Here is a 24,580-nt window from a genome sequence, read left to right on the forward strand (position 1 = left end):
CCGGCGCGCTGGTCAGCTGGCCGGCAGGGTGCGGTCCAGGAGGTCGAACAGGGCGACCCAGTGACGCTCGGTGGCCTGCTCGTCGTACGCCGGGGTGTCGGCCATGGTGTAGCCGTGGTGCGCCCCGGTGTACACCTCGGAGCGGTAGCGCACCCCGGCGGCGTCGAGCGCCTCCTCCAGCGTCGCGATCTGCTCGGGCGTCATCGACTGGTCGGCGTCGGCGTGCCCGAAGTACACCTCGCCGGTGATCGAGGCGACGCCCCGGTGCGGGCTGTCCGGCGCCTCGGTGACGATCCGCCCGCCGTGGAAGCTGGCGATCGCGGCGATGCGGTCCGGGTGCGCCTCGATGGCCCGCAGCGCGTTCGTGCCGCCCATGCAGTAACCGGTGATGGCGACCGGGCCCGGTCGGACGTCGTCGCGGGCGGCCAGGAAGTCGAGGAACGCGGCGGTGTCCCGGCTGATCACCTCGGGGGTCAACGCGCCGACCAACGGCATGATCTTCTCGAAGAGCGCACCGCGCTGGTCGGCCTCGCCGAGCCGGGACAGGTCGAAGAGCGGCGCCCGACCGGCCCGGTAGAACAGGTGGGGCGTCAACACCAGGTAGCCCCGGGCGGCGATCCGCTCGGCCATCTCGACCAGGCGGGGGCGCGGCCCGAAGGCGTCCATGAAGAGCAGCACCGCAGGGAACCTGCCCTCGCCGTCCGGTCGGGTCAGACTCGCGTCCGCCACTCCGTCACTGGTCGGGATGTCCACCGTCGTCGTCAGCACCGTGCCTCCTCGTACGCCGATCTTGGTCCGTTCGGAACGTTACTCGCCGTATCGGCACCCCCGGCGGGCAGCCGCGTGAACGCGGCGTCAAGAAATGGCGCTGGCCCGTCGAAAGCGCGTATCGACCGGTGCTCCGCCGTCGCGCGGTGGTGACGATGGGTCCATGAGTCCTTGGCGGATGACACGCTGGGAACGCGGCGAGCCGCCACCCGGCACCGACACGGCCAGCGACCCCGGCGAGCCCGCGACCAGAGCGGACGAGCCGGAGCGGTGGCACGAGGCGCTGGTCAGCGTCCGGCTCGGCCCGTCCGCGCCCGGTAGTCACCTGGTGGAGTACCTGCGGCACGAGCCGTGCGCGGTCGCGGCGTGGTGGATCGCCGCCGACGTCGACGCCGTGGTCCGCCTCTCCGCCGAGAGCATCACAGTGCTGCACCGCGCCGTTGCCGACCTGCGCCTGCGCGCCGGAGTGGAGGTGGCGGAGGCCAACTACATCCTGCGCGCGCTCGACCTGACCACGCCGACCGACCCGCGTATCGCCGAGGACGCCCCGGCCCGTGTGAGGTCAGCGGCATGAACCCCCGCACCGACGCCCACCGCCTCCCGACACGTGTGGAAAGGACCAACCCGGCCATGGACGACGCCCCGATGATCTTCGCCGTTCCGGTGCGCGACCTGCCGGGACGGCTGGTGCGGACGGTGCGGACCGGCCGTTCGCCGCAGGGGCAACGGGTGGGCATCGCCTTCACCCGACCGGAGCTGCTGGTCGCCGCGATGGGCGCGGAGCAGCAGTGGGAAGAGCTGTGCGAGCCCGCGCTGCGGACCATGCTGCGCCCGCTCGGCATCGAGGTGATCCAGGTCGACCCGCTGCTGGTGGCCCCGCCACTTGACCGGGTCGACCCGGCACCCGCCTTCGGTCAGGCGCGTACGAAGCGCACCGCGTCCGCGACCACGTGGCCGTCGGTGTCCTCGGTGCGGATCAGCACGCTTCCGTCGCTGCCCGCAGTGAACTGGTAGGTGCCCAACGGCACCCACTGGCCGCCGGACTGTCGCTGGTTGACCGTCCGGGTGACCAACCCCCCGGAGTACGCGATGTCGACCGGCACGTTCGTCGCGCGGTTCGGGTCCGCGGTCCAGCGCAACTGCACCGTCCACGACCCGGAGGCGGGCAGTGAAGGGCGGAACCGCAGCCGGTTGACGCCCTTGGCGGTGTTGCCGTCGTGCTCGTAGTCCGGGCCGTAGTAGCCGCCGATGCTGGTGCTGCGCAGCCACGTTCCGGCCCTGGTGATGCCGCTGGACGCGGCGTTGTCCAGGATCACCTCGCTGGTGGAGCCCCACTCCAGCACCGCGCCGTCCTGGCGCAGCCGGGTCTGCAGGGTGGGCACGGAGACGGCCTGCACGGCGAGGTTCCCGGCGAGCGCCAGGGACGCCGCTGTGGCAGCGGCCTGCCCGAGGATCATGAACACGGGTTCCATCCGGATCGAGCCGTACGCGATGTGACTCGCCGAGAGACAGACCGGCACCAGCAGGTTGGCGCACTGCGCCTGGTGCGGCACTATCGCGCGGTAGCTCACCGGGTACGGCGCCGGCACGCCGATCTGCACGTCTCCCTCGTTGCGCACCCTGCCGTCGACGACCACCCGCTGACAGTTGTGCGAGTCCATCGTGTAGCTGGCCAGTCCCACCGAGTCGGTGGCGCGTACCCGGCCCCGACAGTCGGCCTCGGTCATCACGTACGCGGAGATCATCCGGCGTGCCTCGCGGATGTAGAGCATCGGTGGCCAGCCGCTAGTGCCGGTGAACTCGTCCACCGGCAGCCCCCACCGGGCCGTCGAGTCGCGGACCGACACCGGCAGTCGGGGGTCGTTGGCCAGGAACCACATCAGCCCCTGCTGGTAGGTGCGGTGCTCGGCGATGATGCTCTCGCGCGTGGCCCAGCTCGCCGTGGGGTACGCGTAGTTGAAGCCGATGTTGTCGGTCGACACGGCACCGTTGTTGTTGGAGTCGGTCTTCCCGCCGCCGACCGAGTGGGTGGTGAAGTACGGTCCCGCGTAGCCGGCCTGGATGTGCCGCAGCAGCAGCTCGTACCGGATCGGGTCGTACCCGGACGGCTTGCCGAACGGGATCCGGTTGGCCGCCTGGGTCAGGCACATCCGGAAGCAGTACGCCTGGATCTTGTCGTCGCCGCTGCCCTGCGGGGCGAGCGGTGTGGCGGAGATGCCCGGCAGCAGCCCGCTGGCGGGCGAGCCGGCCGTCACGTACGGGTCGACGGGGTAGGCGAACTGGTGGGTGTTGCGCGACTGCACCCCATTGATCGTCTCGCCGTAGGTGTCGTTGGACTCCCGCCCGACGGTGAACCCCACCCCGGCCATGGCCAGCAGATCCCCCTCGTAGGTGGCGTCGACGAACACCCCGCCCCGGTAGATCGACCCGTCCTCGGTGCGCAGCTCGGTGATCCGGTTCCCGGTTCGGCCCAGGCCGGCCAGCCGGGCGTCGACGACCACCGGCACGCCCGCCTCAGCCAGCATCTCGGCGAAGACGGCGGTGGCGACGCGCGGTTCGAAGGTCATCCGCAGCGGCGACGTCGGCGTGAGGGTTCCGCCGTGGTACTTCACGTACACCCGGCGGTAGAACTCGGCGGCCAGCCCGCCGATGGACGCCTGGACGCCGGTGTCGGTGGCGCCCAGTCCGGCGGTGCTCAACCCGCCGACGTGGCCGGTGGGCTCCACCACCACTGCGGTGCGGCCGAGCCGGCGCATGGTGATCGCGGCGGCCAGCCCGCCGGAGGTGGCGCCGTAGACGACAAGGTCGGCGGTGGTGACGGCGGCTCGGGCGGGGACGGCCCGGAACGGGTCGGTGAGACCGGCCAGGACGAGGCCGGCACCGCCGGCGACGAGCAGCCGACGACGGGACAGGGGCAGGGGCAGGGGCACGGACACGGCGGGCTCCCGAGGGGTAACCGGTGAAGGGGACGGTTACAGAAGCACGCCGCTGCCGCTGCGAGAGAAATTCTTCAATCTCTGCCGGCGGGTGTCAACGGTTCACGGCCGGTAGCGGTAACCCATTCCCGGCTCGGTGATGAGGTGGCGGGGGCGGGCCGGGTCGTCCTCCAGCTTGCGCCGAAGCTGGGCCAGGTACTGCCGCAGGTAGTTGGTCTCGTTCTGGTATTCCGGCCCCCACACGTCCTGGAGGAGCTGACGTTGGCTGACCAACTTGCCGGGGTGACGCAGCAGCTTCTCCAGCACGCTCCACTGGATGGGGGTCAGCTTGACCTCGGTGCCGTCGTCACGCAGCACGCTGTGGTCGGCCAGGTCGACTGTGTGCTGGCCGATCCGCAGAGCCGGCACCGCTTCGCTGGGCGCGCCCAGGCGGCGGGTCACCGCGCGGATGCGGGCCAGCAACTCCTCGACCCCGAACGGCTTGGTGACGTAGTCGTCGGCGCCCGCGTCCAGCGCCGCGACCTTGTCCTCGCTGCCGGCCCGGCCGGAGAGCACGATGATCGGCACTGTGGTCCACCCGCGCAGGCCCCGGATCACCTCCACGCCGTCGATGTCGGGCAGGCCGAGGTCCAGCACCACCAGGTCGGGCGGGTGGCTGGCGGCGGCCTTCAACGCGGCGGCCCCGGTGCCGGCGACATCCACGTCGTACCTGCGGGCGCGCAGATTGATGCGCAGGGCGCGCAGGATCTGCGGTTCGTCGTCGACGACCAGGATGCGCGTCATTCCTGCGGCCCCTCCGAGCTGGTCGGCGCGGCGGGCAGCCGCAGCACCATGGTGAGCCCACCGCCGGGCGTGGTCTCCGGGGTGATGCTGCCACCCATCGCCTCGGCCAACCCCCGGGACAGGGCAAGCCCGAGACCGACGCCGGTCTGGTTGTCCCGGTCGCCGAGACGTTGGAACGGCAGGAAGACGTGCTCCCACTGGTCCTCCGGGATGCCCGGCCCCCTGTCGATCACCCGCAGCTCCACCTGGCCGGCGTGCGCGCTGGCGGTGATCGTGGGCGGTTGATCCGGCGGGCTGTAGCGCAGCGCGTTGGCGACGATGTTGACAAGCACCCGTTCCAGCAGGCCCGGGTCGGCGGTGGCGGCCGGCAGGTCGGCCGGGATGTCCGTCCCGACGGTCGCGGCCGCCGGACCAAGTTCGTCCAACGCCAGGGGTACGGCGTCCTCCAGGCCGATAGCTGTCGCCGAGATGCCCAGCACGCCCGCCTGGAGCCGGCTCATGTCCAGGAGGTTGCCGACCAGCCGGGCGAGCCGGTCCAGCGACTCCTCGGCGGTCTCCAGCAGCTCCTCGCGGTCGGACTCGTCGAACTCGATGTCGTGGCTGCGCAGGCTGGTCACTGCCGCCTTCGCGGACGCCAGTGGCGTACGCAGGTCGTGGCTGACCGCCGCGAGCAGCGCGGTGCGCATCCGGTCGGCGGCGGCGAGGGGCCGGGCGGTGGCGGCCTCCTGGGCGAGCCGTTCCTGGCGCAGCGCGACGGCGGCCTGGGCGGCGAACGCCTCGACGATCCGCCGGTCGGCGGCCTCCAACCGCCGGCCGCTGAGCACGACGGTGATCCGGTCGTCGACAGGTACCGCCGTCTCGCCAGCGTCAGGCGTGCAGGCCGGCTGCTCGCCGACGCTGGCCACCACACACCAGGCGTGCTCCTCGCGGGCCCGTTCTGGTCGCCCGCTGGCCTCCTCGGCCAACTCCAGCACGCTCACCGCGCGCAGCCCGAAGGTCTCCCGGAGCTGATCGAGCAGTGCGGGCAGCGGACGTTCGCCGCGCAGCACGCCACCGGCGACGGCGGCGAGGGTCTGCGCGTCGGCGGCGGCCCGCGCGGCCTCCCGGGTACGACGGGCAGCAACGTCGACGATCCAGCTCACCGCGAGGGCCACCCCGACGAAGACGGCCAGGGCGAGCAGGTTGTCCGCCTCGGCGATGGTCAGCGTGCGGAACGGCGGCGTGAAGAACCAGTTGAGCAGCAGCGAGCCGCCGAGCGCGGCCACCAGGGCCGGCCACACCCCGCCGACCAGCGCGACCCCGACGACCCCGGCGAGGAACAGCAGGATGTCGTTCGTCAGCGTCAGGTCGGGCAGTGTCTTCAGCAGCACTGTGAGCAGCGGCATGCCCAGCACCGCCAGGCCGAAGCCGAGCAGCCTGCGGCGTCGGGACAGCGCCGCCGGTACGGCCGCCGCCCGGCGACCCTTGCCGGCCTGCTTGTGGGTGACCAGGTGAACGTCGATCGAGCCGGAGAGCGCTGTGGTGGTCACCCCGACACCCCTGGCGAAGATCTGCGCGAGGCGACCCCGCCGGCTGGCCCCCAGCACCAACTGGGTGGCGTTCACGCCCTGGGCGAAGTCCAGCAGCGCGGCCGGCACGTCGGTGCCGAGCACCTGGTGGTACGTGCCGCCCAGGCTCTCCACCAGCACTCGTTGCCGGGCCAACTGGGCCGGGTCGGCGCCGGCCAGGCCGTCGCTGCGGGCCACGTGCACGGCGAGCAGGTCGGCGCCCTTGCTGCGGGCCGCGACCCGGGCCGCACGACGGATCAGCGTCTCACCCTCCGGGCCACCGGTCAGCGCGACCACCACCCGTTCCCGAGCCTCCCAGGTGGCCGCGATCCCCTGCTGGCTGCGGTAGCGGTCGAGCTGCTCGTCGACCTTGTCGGCCAGCCAGAGCAGCGCCAGCTCGCGCAGGGCGGTGAGGTTGCCGACCCGGAAGTAGTTGCCCAACGCGGCGTCGATCTTGTCGGGTCGGTAGATGTTGCCGTGCGCCATCCGCCGACGCAACGCTTCCGGGGTCATGTCGACCAGCTCGACCTGCTCGGCGGCGCGGACGATCTCGTCCGGCACTGTCTCCCGCTGGGTGGTGCCGGTGATCTGCGCGACGACGTCGTTCACCGACTCCAGGTGCTGCACGTTGACAGTGGACAGCACGTCGATCCCGGCGTCGAGCAGCTCCTGGACGTCCTGCCAGCGCTTGTCGTGCCGACAACCGGGCACGTTGCTGTGCGCCAGCTCGTCGACCACAGCGATCTGTGGCCGGCGGGCCAGCACCGCGTCCAGGTCCATCTCGGTGAACGCCGCACCGCGGTAGTCAATGGTGCGGCGGGGCACCTGCTCCAGGTCGCCGAGCATCGCGGCGGTGTGTTGACGGCCGTGGGTCTCCACGAAACCGATCACCACGTCGGTGCCGCGCGCGGCCCGCCGCTGGGCCTCCTCCAACATGGCGTACGTCTTGCCGACGCCGGGGGCGGCCCCCAGATAGATGCGCAGTTCTCCGCGTGGCACGGGGACCATCCTCCCTGGTCAGATGGGCGGGCGGGGCCGCGCCGGTCGGCACGGCCCCGCCCGCGAGAGTGCTCAGCGTGCGGCGAACTGCTTGTCGAGCGCGAGGTTGAGCTCCAGCACGTTGACGCCGGGCGCGCCCATGAAGCCCAGCCCACGCCCGCCGGTGTGCTCCTCGACCAGCTTGCGGACCGCCGCCGGGTCCGCGCCGCGCTCCCGCGCGACCCGGTTCACCTGCAGTTCGGCGTACGCCGGGCTGATCTGCGGGTCGAGACCGCTGGCGCTGGCGGTGACCGCGTCGGCGGGCACCCCCGGGTCGGCGGGCGCGTCGCCCCGGATCGGGGTGACCACCCCGCCGGCGGCCACGTAGTCCTCGCCGGGCTGGGCCGGCTCCACAGTCACCCCCTGGTACTCGGTGACGAAGGGCGTCGCCGGGGCGGCCTGGTTGACGCTGACCACCCGGGTGACCGGGCCGGTCAGGCCGTCGGCGCGGAAGACCGCGAGCACGGCGCCCACTCCGTCGTCGGTGCAGTACGGGCGCCCGCCGTCGACGCCGTTGAGCTCGCCGACCGACTTGCTGCGCCCGCACACCTGGGTGAGCAGGCTCTCGCTGGATTCCTCCGGGTCGGTGGCGATGGTGTCGACAACGCTCTCCGGGCCCAGGTTGCTGGCCGAGGTGGAGGTCGGGTCGTAGCCGTCGCCGGCGGCGGAGGGGCGGGACTGGAAGTACCTGGCGACGGGGTTGCCGTCGGCGTCGGTGAAGGACTGACCGATCAGCGCGCTGCCGACGGTCGTCCCTCCCGAGGAGATCAGCGAGCCGTCGGCCTTGTGGTTGAGGCCGGGTAGCTGACCGAGCGCTACCAGGGCCAGCGGGTAGACCAGGCCGAGCAGCACGGTGAAGACGAGTACGGCGCGCAGCGCGGCGAGGTGTTGGGCGATCCAGGTGGGTAGGCGCATCACGAAATCCCCGGGATGAACTGGATGAGCAGGTCGATGAGTTTGATCCCGATGAACGGCACGATGATGCCGCCCAGCCCGTAGACCAGCAGGTTGCGGCTGAGCAGCTTCGACGCGGCGGCCGGCCGGTACCGCACGCCCCGTAGGGCGAGCGGGATCAGCGCGATGATCACCAGGGCGTTGAAGATGACAGCGGACAGGATCGCCGACTCCGGGCTGGACAGCCGCATGATGTTCAGCGCGTCCAGGCTCGGGTAGAGGCCGGCGAACATGGCCGGGATGATCGCGAAGTACTTCGCGATGTCGTTGGCGATGCTGAAGGTGGTCAGCGCGCCGCGCGTGATCAGCAACTGCTTGCCGATCTCCACGATCTCGATCAGCTTGGTCGGGTCGGAGTCGAGGTCGACCATGTTGCCGGCCTCCTTGGCAGCCGACGTGCCGGTGTTCATGGCCACCCCGACGTCGGCCTGCGCGAGCGCCGGCGCGTCGTTGGTGCCGTCACCGGTCATCGCGACCAGGCGGCCACCCTCCTGCTCCCGCTTGATCAGCGCGAGTTTGTCCTCCGGTGTCGCCTCGGCCAGGAAGTCGTCCACCCCGGCCTCGTCGGCGATCGCCTTCGCGGTGCGCGGGTTGTCGCCGGTGATCATCACGGTTCGGATGCCCATCCGGCGCATCTCGTCGAACCGCTCCCGCATGCCGGACTTGACCACGTCCTTGAGGTGGATGACGCCAAGCGCTCGGGCGGGCGCACCGTCGACGTGCTCGGCGACCACCAGCGGGGTGCCGCCGGTGCCGCTGATCGCGTCCACGATCTCGCCGACCTGCTCGGTCGGGTGGCCGCCGTTCTCCCGTACCCACTTCATCACCGCGGCGGCGGCGCCCTTGCGGACCCGGCGGGCCGTGCCCACCGCGCCGGCGTCCACGCTGGCGTCCGGGGTGAGGTCTACGCCGCTCATCCGGGTCTGCGCGGTGAACGGTACGAAGGTGGCGTGCGGCATCACGCCGGGCTCGCGCTCGCGCAGCCCGAACTCGTTCTTCGCCAGGACGACCACCGAGCGCCCCTCCGGGGTCTCGTCGGCCAGGCTGGACAGCTGCGCGGCGTCGGCCAGCGCCGCGGCGTCTACCCCCTCCACCGGTACGAACTCGGCGGCCTGCCGGTTGCCCAGCGTGATGGTGCCGGTCTTGTCCAGCAGCAGGGTGTTGACGTCGCCGGCCGCCTCGACGGCCCGGCCGCTCATGGCCAGGACGTTGCGCTGCACCAGCCGGTCCATGCCGGCGATGCCGATGGCGGAGAGCAGCGCGCCGATGGTGGTGGGGATCAGGCAGACCAGCAGCGAGATCAGCACCACGCCGGTCACACCGGAGTCGGTGATCGCCCCGCTGTCCGGCGCCGCCGCCTGGTACGCCTTGGAGAAGATGGCCAGCGGCTGGAGGGTGACGACGGCCAGCAGGAAGATGACAGTGAGCGCGGCGAGCAGGATGTTCAGCGCGATCTCGTTAGGCGTCTTCTGCCGGTTGGCCCCCTCGACCAGGGCGATCATCCGGTCGATGAAGCTCTCCCCCGGCTTCTGGGTGATCTTCACGATGATCCGGTCGGAGAGCACCTTGGTGCCGCCGGTGACCGCGCTGCGGTCGCCGCCGGACTCCCGGATGACCGGGGCGGACTCGCCGGTGATGGCCGACTCGTCGACGCTGGCGATGCCCTCGACGATGTCGCCGTCGCCGGGGATGATGCCGCCCGCCTCGACGAGCACGACGTCGCCCTGACGCAGGTCCGGCGCGGGCACCGCCTCATCGCGGTAGGTGTTGGCCCGCGCGCCCGGCTTCCAGTCGATCAGCCGGGTGGCGATGGTGTCCTTCTTCGCCTGCCGCAGGGTCGCGGCCTGGGCCTTGCCCCGACCCTCGGCGACCGCCTCGGCCAGGTTGGCGAAGACCACTGTCAGCCAGAGCCAGATGGTGATCGCCCAGGCGAACACCGACGGGTCGATCACCGCCAGGACCGTGGTGAAGGCCGCGCCGACCTCCACGATCAGCATCACCGGGTTGCGCCACAGCGTGCGGGGGTTGAGCTTGCGGACCGCGTCCGGCAGGGACCGGATCAACTGCTTGGGGTCGAGCAGGCCCCCGCCGATCCGGTTGCCCTGGGTGGCGGGCGTGCCGGGGAGTTGCTCTGTTGGGGCGGACGTGACGGACATGTCCTCGTTCCTCATGATGGTCAGAGCCCCTCTGCCAGCGGACCGAGCGCGAGCGCGGGCAGGAAGGTCAGCGCGACGAGGACCACTGTGACGCCGACGACCATGCCGATGAACAGCGGTCGGTGGGTCGGCAGGGTGCCCTCGGACGCGGGGGTGGGTGCCTGGCGGGCCAGCGAGCCGGCCAACGCGAGCACGAAGATCAGCGGCAGGAACCGGCCCAGCAGCATGCACAACCCGAGCGCGGTGTCCCACCAGGTCGTGTTGACTGTGATGCCGCCGAACGCCGAGCCGTTGTTGTTGCTGGCCGAGGTGAACGCGTACAGCACCTCGGAGAGGCCGTGCGGGCCGACGTTGAGCGCCGTGGAGTTGTTGCCGGTGCCGAACGCCGCCGCCGTGCCGACGAGCACCAGGATCGGCGTGATCAGGAAGTAGAGCGAGGCGAACTTGATCTCGCGCGACCCGATCTTCTTGCCCAGGTACTCGGGAGTGCGACCCACCATCAGGCCGGCCACGAAGACCGTGATCACCGCGAGGATGAGTAGGCCGTACAGCCCCGAACCGGTGCCGCCCGGCGCGACCTCGCCGAGCATCATGTTGACCATCGTCATCATGCCGCCGAGCGAGGTGAACGAATCGTGGAACGAGTTCACCGCACCGGTCGAGGTGAGCGTGGTGGCGGCGGCGAAGGTGGCCGAGTTCGACACGTCGAACCGCACCTCCTTGCCCTCCATCGCCGCGCCGACCGCCTGCGGCACCGTGCCGTGGCCGGCCAGCTCGAAGATGTTGGTGATGGCGACGCTGAGGAACGCGAGGATGCCCATCACCGCGGCGATGGCATAGCCCTGCCGGTTCTGCCCGACCATCCGGCCGAAGACCCGGGGCAGGCTGAACGGGATCAGGAAGATCAGGAAAATCTCCAGCCAGTTCGTCCAGGTGGTGGGGTTCTCGAACGGGTGCGCACTGTTGACGTTGTAGAAGCCGCCACCGTTGGTGCCCAGCTCCTTGATCACCTCTTGGCTGGCCACCGGACCACCGGTGATGGTCTGGGTGCCACCGGTCAGCGTGCTCACGTCGGTGCCGGCGGACAGGTTCTGCACCGCCCCGCCGATCATCAGCGCGATCGCGCCGAGCACCGCGATCGGCAGCAGGATCCGCAGCGTGATCCGGGTCAGGTCGACCCAGAAGTTGCCGAGCTGCCCGGTGCGGCTGCGGGCGAAGCCGCGTACCAACGCGACAGCCACAGCGATGCCGACCGCCGCCGAGACGAAGTTCTGCACTGCCAGGCCGGCCATCTGCACCAGGTGGCCCATCGTCGACTCACCCGAGTACGACTGCCAGTTCGTGTTGGTCACGAACGACACGGCAGTGTTCCACGCGCCGTGCGGCACCACCGGGTCGAACCCCAGCGACAGCCACAGGTGGTTCTGCACCCGTTGGAACAGGTACAGGAACAGGATCGAGACCGCGGAGAACGCCAGCACGCTGCGGGCGTACACACCCCAGGTCTGCTCGGCGGCCGGGTTGACCCCCACCAGACGGAAGACTCCCCGCTCGACCCGCGACTGCTTCGTGCCGGAGACCGCCCGCAACATGTAGTCGCCGAACGGCTTGTAAACGGCGACCAGGGCCGCCACCAGCGTCAACACGAAGATGACGCCCGCTGTTGTCATGGTCATCAGAAGCGCTCCGGAAACAGCAGGGCGAACACCAGGAACGCGCCCAGGACGACCGCGAGCACCAGACCGACGGCGTTGACAGCGTTCACAGCTTCTCCACCGCCCGGACCACCAGGGCGAGCACTGCGAACAGCACCACCGTCAGGACCACGAACACCACGTCAGACACGCTGACTCCTCAGCCGGAAAGGTTCGTCGCGACCGCCTTCCGGTCGCGCCGGGCAATCAAAGCCCCACCACCCGCCGGACGGCAGGGGTCATAACGCGACCATGACGGGGGCGAACCTTTTCTTGACGTGGTTTTCACACCTGCCCACTGAACAGGTGAAATGCGGCACAGACCCTCGGTGGTCCGCGGGGCGGCCAGGGCCAGTTGCGCGTCCTTTGCTCTGCTTCAACGGGCGCAACAGAGAGGCGCCCAAACCATTGCGTGGGTTGAAGCAGAGCAAAGGATGGAGAGAGGCCGGGCGCGGCTCCGGCGTCGTCGCTGGGCGGCGGCGCGGCGCTGGGCGGTGAGAGGTGCGGGGCCGGATCAGGCCGGACGGCGGGCCACCAGCACGTCGCGCATGATCGACTGGTCCACCCGGTGCCGCAGCGCGCGGTAGGGCTCAGAGTCGACCACTGTCAGGCCGGCGTCGGCCAACGCCGTCGCCGCGTCGTCCCGACTGGCGACGTGGGTGTTCCAGGAGATCCCGAGCGCACCGCCGGGGCGCAACAACCGGGCCCAGACCGGCGCGGCGTCCGCGAGCAACGACAGCGGGTCGCGGGTCAACCCCTGCCCAGCGGTACGACTGCCGTGCTGCACGCCGTACGGCGCGTCGGCGACGACCAGGTCCACGGTCTCCGGGCGGAAGAACTCCGCCGACCGGGCCGTATCGGCGTTGACCACGTCCAGCAACTGCGTCTGGCCGGCCTTGTGCTCCTCACGGGTCGGCGCCAGCTCGATCCGCACCCGCCGGCCGACCACCTTGCGCTCCCGCCGCACCGGCCCCGACTCCAGCACCCGGTGCTTGACCCGCTTCTGCTTCAGCCAGGTGGTGATGAACGCCCGGTACGCCTCGACGTCCTTCTGGTCGCGCTCGATCCCGGCGGCGTCGAAGCCGTACATGAGCGCCTGGTTGAGGGTGGTGCCCCGACCACAGAGCGGGTCGAGCACCCGAAACCGGCGGCTGGTCATCTCGACGGCCCAGTCCGAGGCGAGCAGTGTGACGTTGAGCAGCAGCTTGGTGAACTGCTCGTTGGTCTTGCCCGGGTACTTCTGGATGGTGAGCAGATCGTCGTCGTAGCGGTCCAGACGGCTCCACTCGATCGGCCGCAACAGCTCACCGACGATCTCGAACAACGCGTACCCGGCGGAGAGGTTACCCAGGACGGCCAGGTCACGCTCGGTCAGCCCGTCGCCGGTGAAGGTGATGTAGGACGCCCCTCCGACGACCTCGGTGTCCAGTTCGCCGATCCGGCCGTCCAGCGCCGAGCGGCCGAAGATCTCCAGCTCGGCTCGGGTGAGGTCGACGGCGGCGCGGGCGTACACCCGGTTGGTGGCGGGCAGGATCAGCAGGCCGTAACGCGTCATGATCCGGCGAGTATTCCACAACCAGTCACTGTCGCCGGGAACCGGAGCGGCTGCCGGAGCGACTACCGGTACATGGGGTGTGAGCAGTGGCGGGAGGTCCTGTCCGCGCAGTTGGACGGGGAGGAGACCGCCGCCGAACTGACGGCGGTGCAGGGGCACCTCGACGGGTGTGCCGAGTGCCGGGCCTGGTTCACGGCGGCGGCCGCGGTGACCCGTCGGGTCCGTACCCGATTGGTGGTTGAGGTGCCCGACCGGACGGCGGCGATCCTCGCCGCCGCCAGCGCGGCCCCGGCCCGCCGGTCACTGTGGCGGCGTGGCCCGCTGGTCGCCGGCCTGCGGAAGGTGCCCGGACGGGGCCAGCTCGCCGCCGGGTTGCGCGCGGCCTTCGGACGTGGCCCGCTCGTCGCCGGCCTGCGGTCGGCGCTCGGGCTGCTCGGCGCTGTGCAACTGGTGCTCGGTCTGGCCCAGGTGGGCCGGGGCGCGACCGCCGATCACCTGCACCCCACCGGCCAGCACCTGTGGCACGAGTCGGCGGCGTGGAACGTGGCAGTGGGCGCGGGCTTCCTCTTCGTGGCGCTGCGCCGCAGCCCACCCGCCGGGCTGCTGCCGATGCTCAGCGCGTTCGTCGGCACGTTGCTGCTGCTGTCGGTAAACGACCTGGCCACCGGTTCGGTGGGCGGGGAACGGCTGATCAGCCACGGCTTCCTGGTGGTCGGCTACCTGATCACCGTGCTGCTGTCCCGGCCCGGGCTGCGCCCCGGTGGCCCGGCACCACAACGGCAGCCGACACCGTCGCGCTGGCGGTTTGGGGCCGACGAGGTGGACCGGCCGCTGCGCGTGGTAGGCCCCGAGTCCTATCCAGTGCAGGCCGCCGATCGGTACGCGGCACCGGCGGCGCATGCCGGTCGATCCACCCGCACCGGCGAGGCCGACGAGCGGCGGGCCGCCTGATCGGCTGAGTCAGCCCACCTGCCGCTGCCGCGCGCGATGGGCGCGCAGGTTGGTCGGGTGCCCACAGGCGCGTACGGAGTGCCAGACTCCGCTGTTGTTGCGGGAGCGGTCGTAGAACGCCACTCGGCAGCGGGGGTTGCGGCAGGTCTTGATCCGCCGTCCGACGTCGGCGAGCTGCGCCTCGAACAGCGTGGCGAGGACGAGCGAGACCAGCAGATCGGCACCGACCCCGGCCGGGTCGAGGTGGACGGATCCGCCTCGATCGAGTCGGAGGGTGGCGCCGCTGGTACGAGATCCGGTCGAAACCCGGTACGACGCCGTGACGGGTTGCCCGGGGTCGGGCGTGACGTGGAGCCTGGCATCGATCTCGTCCAGCAGCTCCTCGCGAAAGATCCGTAGTGCCCGGAGCCCCGCGGCGTCGAGCGTGACGTCGGGCGCCGGGCGCCCGGTGGCCGTCGACCACTGCCCGACGGCCACCCGTGCCCACTCGGTAGCGCTGCCCAGATCGTCCAGGAGGTCCGGATGCCGTGGCGCGCCGGCCGAGATCGTGTTGAGCAGATCCTGGACGAGCCCGAGGCCGCCCGGGGCGTGGTCGATGCCGTACCTCGCGGTGGCGATCCACGGCCCGGCCACCGCATCGACCGTGCGTTCGGGCATGGAGGGCGTCATCAGCTCACTTCCCGAGCAGGGCAAGTGCCCCGTACCACGCCGGTCCCGGATTCACCCAGTCTGGGTAGAGCCGCACCATCTCGTCGAAGAACTCGCGGGCTGTCGACTTCTCGGCCAGCAGTCGCTCCACGTTCAGCAGGTACTCCCGTGTCAGGTCGACGCTTGCCGGGTCGTCGGGGCGGTCCCGATTCTTGTGGCCGGCGACGACTGCGCGCGGCGCGAGCGCTTCGACGCGGTCGAGGGCGTCAAGCCAATGCCTTAGGCCGCCGTCGACCGTCTCCACGATGTACTGGTGAACCCCGTTGTAGACCACGTCACCGGCGACCACCAGGCCGATCGACGGAACGTGCAGGACAGTGGTCTGATCGGTGTCGGTGTGTCCGGTCTCGACGGGCTGGATGAGATTGCCCTCGAGCAGGAACCCTTCGGCCGGCACGGACACCGCATCGACCGGCGACTCCGGGATGAGGCCGGGGAAGACCCGGTCGAACAACTCGCTCCGTCCGACGGTGGCCTGCTGGTGCATGACCTCGATGGTGCCGGGCGTCGCGTAGGTGACCGCGCCGGGGAAGCGCTTGACCAGCTCACCCGCGCCGAACCAGTGGTCGCCATGCCCGTGGGTGGCGTAGATGTACGTCAGCCGCTTACCCGACTGTGCGATCCAGTCGCCCACCTTCGAGATCTGCTCGTGGGTGAACGGTGGATCCACGAGGAGCGCCTCCTCGGCTCCGAAGATCAACGTTGAAGAGACCGGATTCCAGTGGATCCGTGACCCGTCCGGCATGCGCTGGTCACCCGCTCGCACCGGACCGTCCGAGACAAAGACCTCGTAGGACAGGGCAGATGTGGTCATGTCTCCTCCTCGGTGACGCGATCGCCCGCATGTCGCGGATGGGTACCCGCCGACCATTGAAATAACCATAGCCACTATGCCTATTTCACTGCGATCATCACGCCCGTGGCCTGCGGCACACCACAGGTCGGGCACACCGAGGACCGCCGGCTGAAGGTGAGCCGGCACGCCACTTGGCCAGGGCAGGGCGGCCCGACCCGAGACCGGGTGCGGGTCCGGGCTGCTGCTTGCTACGCCCCAGGCCGAAGGTCCAGCCGCTAAGGCTGAGGCTCGGCCGGCCGGGTCGAACCGTCCACGGCGAGCACCTGCGGGATGACCTGTTCGACGATTGTCAGCAGGGTCGTGGTGAGCAGTAGGTGCACCTGGGCGCGGGTCAGCGCGCCACGTTGAAGCCATTCGCGGGCGGTCGAGGTGGCCAGACCCCCGTACGCCCGGACCATCCCGCGCAGCTCCTCGCGGTGCTCCGCCTCGCCGGCCAGCCCGACGGCGACCAGCATGCGGTCCGCGGCGACCTCCTCGGCCTCGGCGAGCACCCGCTCCACGTCGGCGTCGCCGCCCATTCCCCGGGCGGTGACCGCCGCCAGCCACGAGGTGCTGTGCCGGGAAACCACGTCGAGGAACCAGGTGACGCTGGCGTCGACCCGGGTCCGGAGATCACCCTTGGGCAGCCGCTCCAGGGCGACCTCGGGGATGGTCACCATGACCCGGACGACCTCCAGATAGAGGTCCTTCTTCGCACCGAAATAGTGGTTGACCAGGCCGCGAGCGACACCTGCCTCACGGGCGACGTCGGTGGTCGACACGTCCGCGTACGGGCGCTCACCGAACAGCCGGACCGCGCAGGCCAGGATCTGCCCACGCCGGGCGTCCGGCTCCAGACGGCGGCGGCGCGGAGCCGTCTCGACACTCATCTGCCCGACCCTATCGACAGCTCACCGACCAGCCGCCGTTCGTCACCATGATCACCACAGGCCCCGGCGACGCCGGACCAGGTGTCGGCCCAGGTGGCGCAGATTGGACGCCTCGGAGTAGAGCGCCGCGTTGACTACCGTCAAGTGATGGGTGAAGTCCCGGGTCCGCTGGTCGGTCCTCACGAGCTGCAAGACCTGCTCGGCGTGAGCCGGACCCGCATGCGCCAGCTCATCCGCTACCCGACCTTGCCCGCGCCGTTCCAACGGCTGCACGGCACGACGGTCTGGCTGCGTGCTGATGTCGAGGCGTGGATCGCCGAGCACCGCCCGCCGCGCCCCACCGACGGCGACGAGGCCGAGTAGTTCGCACGCTCCGCCTCGCGCCCCCACTCGCCGCCCGCCAGTGATGTCTGACAGCAGCGGGTTCGCGCGATCGATGCACCTCCACAACCCCGCGCCCCGCACCACGCACGCCTCGGGGCGGGGCATGCTCCCGCAATCTTGGACAGTTTCCGTTAGCTCGTAACGGAAACTGTCCAAGATCTCCGCGTACACGACAGTGGCAGCCTCCCCGTCGGCGCGCAGCCTTCCCGGCCCGCGTGCCGCCCGGACGACCGTCGATCATGGAGTTGTGGTGGGCGACATGGCCGCGCGTTCCCTCTTTGTGAAGCACCACAACTCCATGATCGACGACGTCTGGGGCCTGGGCCGGCGATCTCGTACTGCCGTAGCCCCAGTCAGCCCTGGCGGATCCCGCCCAGCGGCGCCGGGTTGCGGACCGGACGTCCCGACGTGTGCCTGGCCACCGGGGCCCGGCGGCTGATCACGACTTATTGACATGCCGCCAACAGCGCGCGAGGGTGGTGCACATGCCGACCCCCCCGCCCGACGGCTCCCCCTCCCAGTGGCGCGAGCCGGAGCATGACGACCTGGCCGAACTGGCCCGCACCTTCTTCACCAAGGAGGTGTTGCCGCACGCCGAGCGCCTTCAGGAGCAGGGCCATCCGGACCGCGAGCACTACCGGCGCGCCGGTGAGCTGGGGCTGCTCGGCCTGTCGGTCCCGGAGGAGTACGGCGGTGGGGGCGGCGGGTTCACCCACGAGGCGGTGCTGCTGCACGAGCAGGCGTACGCCGGGGAGAGCAGCCTCGGCCTGGCCGTCCACAGTGGCATCGTCACCGGTTACCTGGTGGCGTACGGCAGCGAGGAGCAGAAGCGACGCTGGCTACCCGGCCTGTGCAGCGGTGAGCTGGTCGGCGCCATCGCGATGACCGAGCCGGACGGGGGCTCGGATCTTCAGGCGATGCGTACCCGGGCGGTCCGCGAGGGCGACGACTACCTGGTGACCGGCGCGAAGACGTTCATCACCAACGGTGGTGTGGCCGACCTGGTCATCGTGGCTGTGAAGACGGACCCCGAGCAGCGGGCGGCCGGCGTCTCGCTGCTGGTCTGCGAGGTGGGCGGCGACCCGGAGGGCTTCCGGCGGGGTCGACTGCTGTCCAAGATCGGCCTGCACGCCAACGACACTGCGGAGTTGTTCTTCGACGAGTTCCGGGTGCCGGCGGCCAACCTGCTCGGCGGCGCCGAAGGGCTGGGCTTCGTCCAGCTCATGCAGCTACTGCCGCAGGAACGGCTGGTCATCGGCGTCGGCGCGGTCGCCGCCATGGAACGGGCGGTCGCGCTGACCGTCGCGTACGCCAAGGAGCGCACCGCCTTCGGTAAGACCCTGATGGGTCACCAGAACACCCGAATGGTGCTCGCCGAGTGCGCCACCCGCGCCCGGGTCAGCCGCGTCTTCCTGGACGACTGCATCGTCCGCCACACGCGTGGTGACCTGGACGTTTCCACAGCGGCGATGGCGAAGTCGTGGCTCACCGAGGGGCAGTGTGAGGTCGTCGACCGGTGCCTCCAACTCTTCGGCGGCTACGGCTACACGACGGAGTACCCGATCGCCCGGATGTACGCCGACGCCCGCGTCCAGAAGATCTACGGCGGCACCAACGAGATCATGAAGGAGTTGATCGCCCGTGCTCTCTGAGGCGTACGTCTATGACGCGGTCCGCACCCCGCGCGGACGCGGCCGGGACACCGGTGCCCTGCACGGGGTCAAGCCCATCTCCCTGGTGGTCGGCCTGATCGACGCGTTGCGGGAGCGCAACCCCGGCCTGGACGTTGGCCGGCTGGAGGATCTGCTGCTCGGCATCGTGACCCCGGTCGGTGAGCAGGGCGGCGACCTGGCGCGGGCGGCCGCGTTGCTTGCCGGGCTGCCCGACCAGGTGGGTGGGGTGCAGCTCAACCGGTTCTGCGCCTCCGGGTTGGAGGCGGTCAACTCCGCCGCCGCGCGGATCCGCTCCGGCTGGGAGCATCTGCTGCTCGCCGGCGGGGTCGAGTCGATGTCCCGGGTGCCGATGGGCTCCGACGGCGCGGCCTGGGCCACCGATCCGCAGACCGCGCTGGCCACGTCGTTCGTGCCGCAGGGCGTCAGCGCGGACCTGATCGCCACCCTGGAGGGCTTCACCCGCGACGACGTGGACGGCTACGCGCTGCGGTCGCAGGAGCGGGCCGCCAAGGCGTGGGCCGGCGGGTACTTCGCCCGCTCGGTGGTGCCGGTCCGCGACGGCAACGGGCTGGACATCCTCACCGTCGACGAGCACCCGCGCCCGGAGACGACCCGGGAGGCGCTGGCCAAGCTCACCCCGTCCTTCGCCACGATGGGTGAGGCGGCCGGCTTCGACGCTGTCGCGTTGCAGAAGTTCCACTGGCTGGAGGCCATCGAGCACGTCCACCACGCGGGCAACTCGTCAGGCATCGTGGACGGCGCGGCGCTGGCGCTGATCGGTTCGGAGCAGGTCGGTCAGGATCTCGGCCTCAACCCACGCGCCCGGATCGTCGGGGCGGCGGTCACCGGCGCGGACCCGACGCTCATGTTGACCGGGCCGATCCCGGCCACCCACAAGGCGCTCGCCGTCGCCGGGCTCACAGTCGACGACATCGACCTGTTCGAGATCAACGAGGCGTTCGCCGCCGTGGTGCTCAAGTACGTCCGCGACCTGGGCCTCGACCCGGACCGGGTGAACGTCAACGGCGGCGCTATCGCGCTCGGCCATCCGCTCGGTGCGACCGGAGCGATGCTGCTCGGTACGGCGTTGGACGAGTTGGAGCGCCGCGACCTGCGCCGTGCCGTGGTGACCCTCTGCATCGGCGGCGGCATGGGCGTCGCCACAGTTCTCGAGCGCTGCTGACCCGGAGGACGACAATGACCAACACCATCCGGTACGACCGCGGCGCCGACGACATCGTCACGCTCACACTGGACGACCCCACCCAGTCCGCCAACACCATGAACCGGGCGTACGCCGCCTCGATGAGCGCCGCGCTGGACCGGCTGGAGGCCGAGAGCGATCTCGTCGGCGTCATCGTGACCAGCGCGAAGTCGACCTTCTTCGCCGGCGGCGACCTGCCCGAGATGATCCGGGCCACCCGCGCCGACGCGCCCGACCTAGCCGCCCTGCTCGGTGCCATCAAACGGGACCTTCGCCGGCTGGAGACGCTGGGCCGACCGGTGGTCGCCGCTGTCAACGGCTCCGCGCTCGGAGGCGGCCTGGAGATCGCCCTCGCCTGCCACCACCGGATCGCGCTGGACGCGCCCGGCAGCCGGCTCGGGTTGCCCGAGGTGACACTGGGCCTCCTGCCCGGGGCGGGCGGTGTCACCCGGACCGTGCGGATGCTCGGCCTGGCCGGCGCGCTGACCACGGTGCTGCTCACCGGCCGACGGATGCGCCCGGCCGACGCCATGTCCGCCGGGCTGGTCGACGAGGTGGTCGCCACGCCCGCCGAGCTGCTGGACCGGGCGCGGGCCTGGATCGCGGCGAACCCGCACCCGGCGCAGCCGTGGGACCGGCCGGACTATCGGATGCCCGGCGGCACCCCGGCAAGCCGCTCGCTGGCCGCACAACTACCCGCCTTCCCGGCGACGCTGCGCAAGCAGCTCAAGGGCGCCCGGCTGCCCGCGCCCGAGGCGATCCTGGCCGCCGCCGTCGAGGGCGCACAGGTCGACCTGGAGACCGCCCTGACCGTGGAGACCCGGCACCTGATCGGCCTACTCACCGGCCAGGTAGCCAAGAACATGATCGGTGCGTTCTTCTTCGACCTGAAGGCCGTCAATGGTGGCGCGGCCCGACCGGCCGATGTGGACGCCGCACCGGTACGCCGGGTGGCGGTGCTCGGGGCCGGCATGATGGGCGCGGGCATCGCGTACGCCTGCGCCAAAGCCGGGCTGGACGTCGTGGTCAAGGACGTCACGCCGGAGGCCGCCGGCCGGGCCCGGGAGCACGCCGAGCGGTTGCTGGCCCGCGCGGTACGCAAGGGTCGCACTACCGAGGCGGACGCCCGCGCCGTACTGGACCGGATCACCACCACCGACAAGGTGGACGCGGTGGCCGGCTGCGACGCGGTCATCGAGGCGGTCTTCGAGGACCCGGCGCTGAAACAGCAGGTCTTCGCCGAGGTGCTGCCCGTGCTGGCGCCCGACGCGCTGCTCGCCTCCAACACCTCCACCCTGCCGATCACCGAGCTCGCCGCCGGCGTGGACCGACCGACGGACTTCATCGGCATGCACTTCTTCTCCCCGGTGGACCGGATGCCGCTGTTGGAGATCGTGGTGGGCGAGCGGACCGGGGACGTGGCGCTGGCCCGGGCGTTCGACCTGGGCCGGCGGATCGGCAAGACCCCGATCGTGGTCAACGACGGCCGGGGTTTCTTCACCAGCCGGGTGATCGGCAAGTTCATCGACGAGGCTGTCGGCATGGTCGCCGAGGGTGTCCCCGCCGCATCGGTGGAGCAGGCCGCCCTTCAGGCCGGCTACCCGACCGGGCCGCTGGCGCTGGCCGACGAGGTCAGTCTCACGCTGATCCAGCGGATCCGCCGCCAGTTCGAGGCGGCCAGCGAGGAGTTCCGCCCGCTGCCGGCGCACCGACTGGTGGACGAGCTGGTCGACGCGTACGACCGGCCGGGGCGCGCCGCCGGACGGGGCTTCTACTCCTACGACGACGGCACCAGGGGCCGACTGTGGCCCGGTCTCGCCGACCTGATCACCGACGCGGGTCGGGCGGTGCCGTTCACCGACCTTCAGGAGCGGATGCTCTTCGCCGAGGCGCTTGACGCGCTGCGCTGCCTCGACGAGGGGGTGCTGCGCACCGAGACCGACGCCAACATCGGCTCGATCTTCGGCATCGGCTTCCCGGCGTGGACGGGCGGGGTGATCCGCTACGTCCGGCAGTACGCGGGCGGCCCCGCCGGCTTCGCGGCCCGTGCCACCGAGCTGGCCGGCATCTACGGCGACCGGTTCACGCCCCCCGCCGACCTGGCCGACCGGCTCGCCGCCTTGCGGGCCGAACCGGCTGACGTCGCGTGATGGCGGCACGCGGCGGACCGTTGGCCGGGGTACGCGTGGTCGAGCTGGCCAGCCTCGCCCCGGCGCCGTTCGGCTGCATGGTGCTCGCCGACCTCGGCGCGGACGTGGTGCGGGTGGACCGGCCGGGCGCTCCGGGAGCGGGCCGGCTGGCCGCGCCGACCAGCGGGCCGTTGCAACGCGGGCGGCGGGTCACCGCGCTGGACCTGAAGTCCCCGGCCGGGGTGACGGACCTGCTGCGCCTCGCCGAGCGCGCGGACGTGCTGGTCGAGGCGTATCGGCCGGGGGTGGCCGAGCGGCTCGGCATCGGGCCGGAGGTGTGCCAGGCCCGCAACCCCCGACTGGTGTACGCGCGGATGACCGGCTGGGGCCAGGACGGCCCGCTGGCAGCCCGAGCCGGGCACGACATCGACTACATCGCGGTGGCCGGGGCGTTGGAGCCGCTGGGACGGGCCGGCGAGCGCCCGTACGCGCCGATGAACCTCCTTGGCGACTTCGGCGGCGGCGGGATGCTGCTCGCCGTCGGGGTGCTGGCCGCGCTGCTGGAGCGGGAGCGCTCCGGTTTCGGCCAGGTGGTCGACGCGGCGATGGTGGACGGCTCGGCGCTGCTCACCTCGTTCCTGCACGGGCTGCTCGGCACCGGCCTGTGGGCCGCCCCGCGTGGGCGCAACATGTTCGACGGCGGGGCACCGTTCTACGACACGTACGCCACCGCCGACGGGGGATTCATGGCGGTCGGCGCTATGGAACCGGCCTTCTACGCCGTACTGCTCACCGGCCTCGGCCTCGCCGACGACCCGGACCTGCCCGCCCAGTACGACCCGAGCGGCTGGGACGAGCTGCGCCGCCGTTTCACCGAGCGGTTCGCCGAGCGCACCCGGGACGAGTGGACGGCGGTCTTCGCCGACCTGGACGCCTGCGTCGCGCCGGTGCTCGCCCCCGGCGAGGCGCACGAGCACCCGCACAACGCCGCCCGGGGCACGTTCGTCGAGGTGGGCGGCGAGATCCAGCCGGCCCCCGCACCCCGCTTCGACCGAACGCCGACAGCGCGGCCAACCCCGGCACCAGATCCGGAGCGGGACGTCCTACCGGTAGAGGACATCCTCACCAACTGGCCGCAACACCCCTGACCAGGCGCGTGCAGGCGCGCCGACGGCCCGGCCTGCCGTTGCGGTGGCTGGTAGCGTTGACGACCTCACGATCCGCAACCTCCCGTCCGGCGGGAGGCGCAAGATCTCCGCTTTGCTGCTGGAGGGTCTTGCCATGGCTGAAACCGATCGGGTTGCGGCTGCCTCGCGCACTCGTCTGCACCTGCTGACCGCGGTCAACGCCCGGAAGGACGCGGGCAGCAGCCCCACGGGGATTGTCGGGCGGAGCCTCGCGCGGCAACTGCTGGACGCTGGGGACCGCGTGCGTGTTCTCGCCGAATCCGACCAGGTGGCTGGCTGGCCCGACGGGGTCGAGGTCGTCGAGGGGTCCATCACCCGGCCGCTCGATCACATCCAGGTCTACGACGACGTCGACGGCGTCTTCCTCGCCGGAGCCTCGCCGACGACGGTGCGGGATGCCCTGGATGTCGCCGGTGGTGCCGGTGTGCGGCGAATCGTCGTGCTGTCCTCGCACGGGCCGGAGTACGAGGAGAGCTACCCGCCCGAGACCTGGTTCTGGCTGGCGATCGAGCGGGCTGTCGAAGGCTCCGGGATGGAGTGGGTGCACATCCGGCCGTCGGCGGTGATGGGCTCGGTGATCGAGGGCACCTATCCGGCCACCGGCTCGGACTGGCCAGAGATGGTCAGGGGCGAGGGCACCGTACGGGAGGCGTACCTGGACGGCGGGCACTACCCCTTCATCCACGAGGACGACCTCGCCGCTGTCGCGTTGGCGGCGCTGCGTACCGACGACCATGTCGGCACTGTCCTCGAAGCGGTCGGGCTGCCGATCAGCAGCCGTTCGCGGGTGGCGAGCATCGCCAGAGCGGTCGGCCGCGACATCGTCGCCATCGAGGTGACGCCCGACTACAGCCGCGCGCGTTGGCGGCGTCGCGGCTGGCCCGACAGCGGTATCGACGTGACCCTGTACGCCCTTGAGGAGTACGGCACGCGCCTCGCTGACCTCACCCAGTGGACGCTCGACCAGCGGCCGGCCGTGCGCGAGATCATCGGCCGTCCGCTACTCGGCTTCGACGGCTGGGCGGTCGAGAATGCTCGACTGTTCCGCTGAACGTTCCGTCGAGTTGATCAAGAGGTTCGCGTCAGGGATTCGCCCTCTGGTGACGCAAACTTCTTGATCAACCGGGTTGGACGGGGATGGGGACGGGTGGGGGTGGGGGTGGGGGTGGGGGTGGGGGTGGGAGATCG

The 24,580-nt window shown here is 71.1% G+C and carries 21 protein-coding genes; 9 read left to right on the forward strand and 12 right to left on the reverse strand.

The window, feature by feature from the left end; all coding sequences use genetic code 11:
• Window positions 1–12 precede the first annotated feature (12 nt).
• Entirely contained in the window at window positions 13–768 is a 756-nt protein-coding gene (locus AB0C19_RS18170) for a dienelactone hydrolase family protein (protein WP_357186428.1), read from the reverse strand.
• Between the two features lie 163 nt (window positions 769–931).
• On the opposite strand from AB0C19_RS18170, the gene AB0C19_RS18175 reads away from it, so the two are divergent.
• Both AB0C19_RS18175 and AB0C19_RS18180 read left to right on the forward strand, forming a co-directional pair.
• Window positions 932–1,342: a hypothetical protein gene (locus AB0C19_RS18175; protein WP_357186431.1), complete on the forward strand. Its 411-nt coding sequence runs from the start codon at window positions 932–934 to the stop codon at window positions 1,340–1,342.
• A 56-nt stretch (window positions 1,343–1,398) separates the two neighbouring features.
• A complete protein-coding gene (locus tag AB0C19_RS18180; protein WP_357186434.1) occupies window positions 1,399–1,782 on the forward strand; it encodes an SAV_915 family protein in 384 nt (127 codons plus the stop codon).
• Here AB0C19_RS18180 and AB0C19_RS18185 read toward each other — a convergent pair.
• The 8 genes from AB0C19_RS18185 to AB0C19_RS18220 form a co-directional block, all read right to left on the reverse strand.
• Window positions 1,683–3,704, reverse strand: coding sequence for an FAD-dependent oxidoreductase (locus tag AB0C19_RS18185; RefSeq protein ID WP_357186437.1), 2,022 nt, complete (start codon window positions 3,702–3,704; stop codon window positions 1,683–1,685). The genes AB0C19_RS18180 and AB0C19_RS18185 overlap by 100 nt on opposite strands.
• 102 nt (window positions 3,705–3,806) lie before the next feature.
• Complete coding sequence (locus AB0C19_RS18190) at window positions 3,807–4,487, reverse strand: response regulator (protein WP_238683747.1); 681 nt, start codon at window positions 4,485–4,487, stop codon at window positions 3,807–3,809.
• Window positions 4,484–7,033, reverse strand: a complete 2,550-nt coding sequence (locus tag AB0C19_RS18195) for a DUF4118 domain-containing protein (protein ID WP_357186442.1) — start codon at window positions 7,031–7,033, stop codon at window positions 4,484–4,486. Before AB0C19_RS18195 ends, AB0C19_RS18190 begins: the two co-directional genes overlap by 4 nt.
• 72 nt (window positions 7,034–7,105) lie before the next feature.
• On the reverse strand, window positions 7,106–7,987 hold the full coding sequence (locus tag AB0C19_RS18200) for a potassium-transporting ATPase subunit C (protein WP_357186444.1): 882 nt from the start codon (window positions 7,985–7,987) through the stop codon (window positions 7,106–7,108).
• Complete coding sequence (kdpB, locus tag AB0C19_RS18205) at window positions 7,987–10,182, reverse strand: potassium-transporting ATPase subunit KdpB (RefSeq protein WP_357186447.1); 2,196 nt, start codon at window positions 10,180–10,182, stop codon at window positions 7,987–7,989. The genes AB0C19_RS18200 and kdpB overlap by 1 nt, the downstream gene beginning before the upstream one ends.
• Before the next feature lie 20 nt (window positions 10,183–10,202).
• Window positions 10,203–11,858, reverse strand: a complete 1,656-nt coding sequence (kdpA, locus tag AB0C19_RS18210; protein WP_357186450.1) for a potassium-transporting ATPase subunit KdpA — start codon at window positions 11,856–11,858, stop codon at window positions 10,203–10,205.
• Complete coding sequence (kdpF, locus tag AB0C19_RS18215; RefSeq protein WP_036410889.1) at window positions 11,858–11,947, reverse strand: K(+)-transporting ATPase subunit F; 90 nt, start codon at window positions 11,945–11,947, stop codon at window positions 11,858–11,860. Before kdpF ends, kdpA begins: the two co-directional genes overlap by 1 nt.
• A 443-nt stretch (window positions 11,948–12,390) precedes the next feature.
• Window positions 12,391–13,431 (reverse strand): SAM-dependent methyltransferase, encoded by a 1,041-nt coding sequence (locus tag AB0C19_RS18220; RefSeq protein WP_357186455.1) that lies wholly within the window; start codon window positions 13,429–13,431, stop codon window positions 12,391–12,393.
• Window positions 13,432–13,503: 72 nt separating this feature from the next.
• Between AB0C19_RS18220 and AB0C19_RS18225 the strand changes: the two genes are divergently transcribed.
• Window positions 13,504–14,382, forward strand: coding sequence for a zf-HC2 domain-containing protein (locus tag AB0C19_RS18225; protein WP_357186458.1), 879 nt, complete (start codon window positions 13,504–13,506; stop codon window positions 14,380–14,382).
• Window positions 14,383–14,391: 9 nt separating this feature from the next.
• Here the strand turns inward: AB0C19_RS18225 and AB0C19_RS18230 are convergent, their stop codons facing one another.
• The 3 genes from AB0C19_RS18230 to AB0C19_RS18240 form a co-directional block, all read right to left on the reverse strand.
• Window positions 14,392–15,039, reverse strand: a complete 648-nt coding sequence (locus tag AB0C19_RS18230) for a CGNR zinc finger domain-containing protein (RefSeq protein ID WP_357186461.1) — start codon at window positions 15,037–15,039, stop codon at window positions 14,392–14,394.
• A gap of 16 nt (window positions 15,040–15,055) precedes the next feature.
• Window positions 15,056–15,904, reverse strand: coding sequence for an MBL fold metallo-hydrolase (locus AB0C19_RS18235; protein ID WP_357186464.1), 849 nt, complete (start codon window positions 15,902–15,904; stop codon window positions 15,056–15,058).
• A gap of 257 nt (window positions 15,905–16,161) precedes the next feature.
• Entirely contained in the window at window positions 16,162–16,815 is a 654-nt protein-coding gene (locus tag AB0C19_RS18240; protein ID WP_357186467.1) for a TetR/AcrR family transcriptional regulator, read from the reverse strand.
• A gap of 147 nt (window positions 16,816–16,962) precedes the next feature.
• Here AB0C19_RS18240 and AB0C19_RS18245 point away from each other — a divergent pair, with 147 nt between their 5' ends.
• The 6 genes from AB0C19_RS18245 to AB0C19_RS18270 all read left to right on the forward strand — a co-directional run bounded on the left by AB0C19_RS18245 (window position 16,963) and on the right by AB0C19_RS18270 (window position 24,443).
• The gene (locus AB0C19_RS18245; RefSeq protein ID WP_357186470.1) at window positions 16,963–17,178 is read left to right on the forward strand and encodes a hypothetical protein; all 216 of its coding nucleotides are present in this window, start codon (window positions 16,963–16,965) and stop codon (window positions 17,176–17,178) included.
• A 506-nt stretch (window positions 17,179–17,684) separates the two neighbouring features.
• A complete protein-coding gene (locus AB0C19_RS18250; protein WP_357186473.1) occupies window positions 17,685–18,851 on the forward strand; it encodes an acyl-CoA dehydrogenase family protein in 1,167 nt (388 codons plus the stop codon).
• Window positions 18,841–20,055 carry an acetyl-CoA C-acetyltransferase gene (locus AB0C19_RS18255; protein ID WP_357186476.1) on the forward strand — a complete coding sequence of 405 codons (1,215 nt, stop codon included), beginning with the start codon at window positions 18,841–18,843 and terminating at the stop codon, window positions 20,053–20,055. The genes AB0C19_RS18250 and AB0C19_RS18255 overlap by 11 nt, the downstream gene beginning before the upstream one ends.
• Before the next feature lie 14 nt (window positions 20,056–20,069).
• Window positions 20,070–22,226, forward strand: coding sequence for a 3-hydroxyacyl-CoA dehydrogenase NAD-binding domain-containing protein (locus tag AB0C19_RS18260; protein ID WP_357186479.1), 2,157 nt, complete (start codon window positions 20,070–20,072; stop codon window positions 22,224–22,226).
• Window positions 22,226–23,353, forward strand: coding sequence for a CaiB/BaiF CoA-transferase family protein (locus tag AB0C19_RS18265; protein WP_357186482.1), 1,128 nt, complete (start codon window positions 22,226–22,228; stop codon window positions 23,351–23,353). The genes AB0C19_RS18260 and AB0C19_RS18265 overlap by 1 nt, the downstream gene beginning before the upstream one ends.
• A 133-nt stretch (window positions 23,354–23,486) precedes the next feature.
• A complete protein-coding gene (locus AB0C19_RS18270) occupies window positions 23,487–24,443 on the forward strand; it encodes an NAD(P)H-binding protein (RefSeq protein WP_357186485.1) in 957 nt (318 codons plus the stop codon).
• Window positions 24,444–24,580 lie beyond the last annotated feature (137 nt).

Source organism: Micromonospora sp. NPDC048842, assembly GCF_040649935.1.
GTDB classification, from domain to species: Bacteria; Actinomycetota; Actinomycetes; order Mycobacteriales; family Micromonosporaceae; genus Micromonospora; species Micromonospora hortensis.

Coding starts and splice junctions, on each gene's coding strand:
- AB0C19_RS18175 (WP_357186431.1), top strand. CDS start 932: ATGAGTCCTTGGCGGATGACACGCTGGGAACGCGGCGAGCCGCCACCC.
- AB0C19_RS18180 (WP_357186434.1), top strand. CDS start 1,399: ATGGACGACGCCCCGATGATCTTCGCCGTTCCGGTGCGCGACCTGCCG.
- AB0C19_RS18190 (WP_238683747.1), bottom strand. CDS start 4,487: ATGACGCGCATCCTGGTCGTCGACGACGAACCGCAGATCCTGCGCGCC.
- AB0C19_RS18200 (WP_357186444.1), bottom strand. CDS start 7,987: ATGCGCCTACCCACCTGGATCGCCCAACACCTCGCCGCGCTGCGCGCC.
- kdpB (WP_357186447.1), bottom strand. CDS start 10,182: ATGTCCGTCACGTCCGCCCCAACAGAGCAACTCCCCGGCACGCCCGCC.
- kdpA (WP_357186450.1), bottom strand. CDS start 11,858: ATGACCATGACAACAGCGGGCGTCATCTTCGTGTTGACGCTGGTGGCG.
- AB0C19_RS18220 (WP_357186455.1), bottom strand. CDS start 13,431: ATGACGCGTTACGGCCTGCTGATCCTGCCCGCCACCAACCGGGTGTAC.
- AB0C19_RS18225 (WP_357186458.1), top strand. CDS start 13,504: ATGGGGTGTGAGCAGTGGCGGGAGGTCCTGTCCGCGCAGTTGGACGGG.
- AB0C19_RS18230 (WP_357186461.1), bottom strand. CDS start 15,039: ATGCCCGAACGCACGGTCGATGCGGTGGCCGGGCCGTGGATCGCCACC.
- AB0C19_RS18235 (WP_357186464.1), bottom strand. CDS start 15,904: ATGACCACATCTGCCCTGTCCTACGAGGTCTTTGTCTCGGACGGTCCG.
- AB0C19_RS18240 (WP_357186467.1), bottom strand. CDS start 16,815: ATGAGTGTCGAGACGGCTCCGCGCCGCCGCCGTCTGGAGCCGGACGCC.
- AB0C19_RS18245 (WP_357186470.1), top strand. CDS start 16,963: ATGGGTGAAGTCCCGGGTCCGCTGGTCGGTCCTCACGAGCTGCAAGAC.
- AB0C19_RS18250 (WP_357186473.1), top strand. CDS start 17,685: ATGCCGACCCCCCCGCCCGACGGCTCCCCCTCCCAGTGGCGCGAGCCG.
- AB0C19_RS18260 (WP_357186479.1), top strand. CDS start 20,070: ATGACCAACACCATCCGGTACGACCGCGGCGCCGACGACATCGTCACG.
- AB0C19_RS18265 (WP_357186482.1), top strand. CDS start 22,226: ATGGCGGCACGCGGCGGACCGTTGGCCGGGGTACGCGTGGTCGAGCTG.
- AB0C19_RS18270 (WP_357186485.1), top strand. CDS start 23,487: ATGGCTGAAACCGATCGGGTTGCGGCTGCCTCGCGCACTCGTCTGCAC.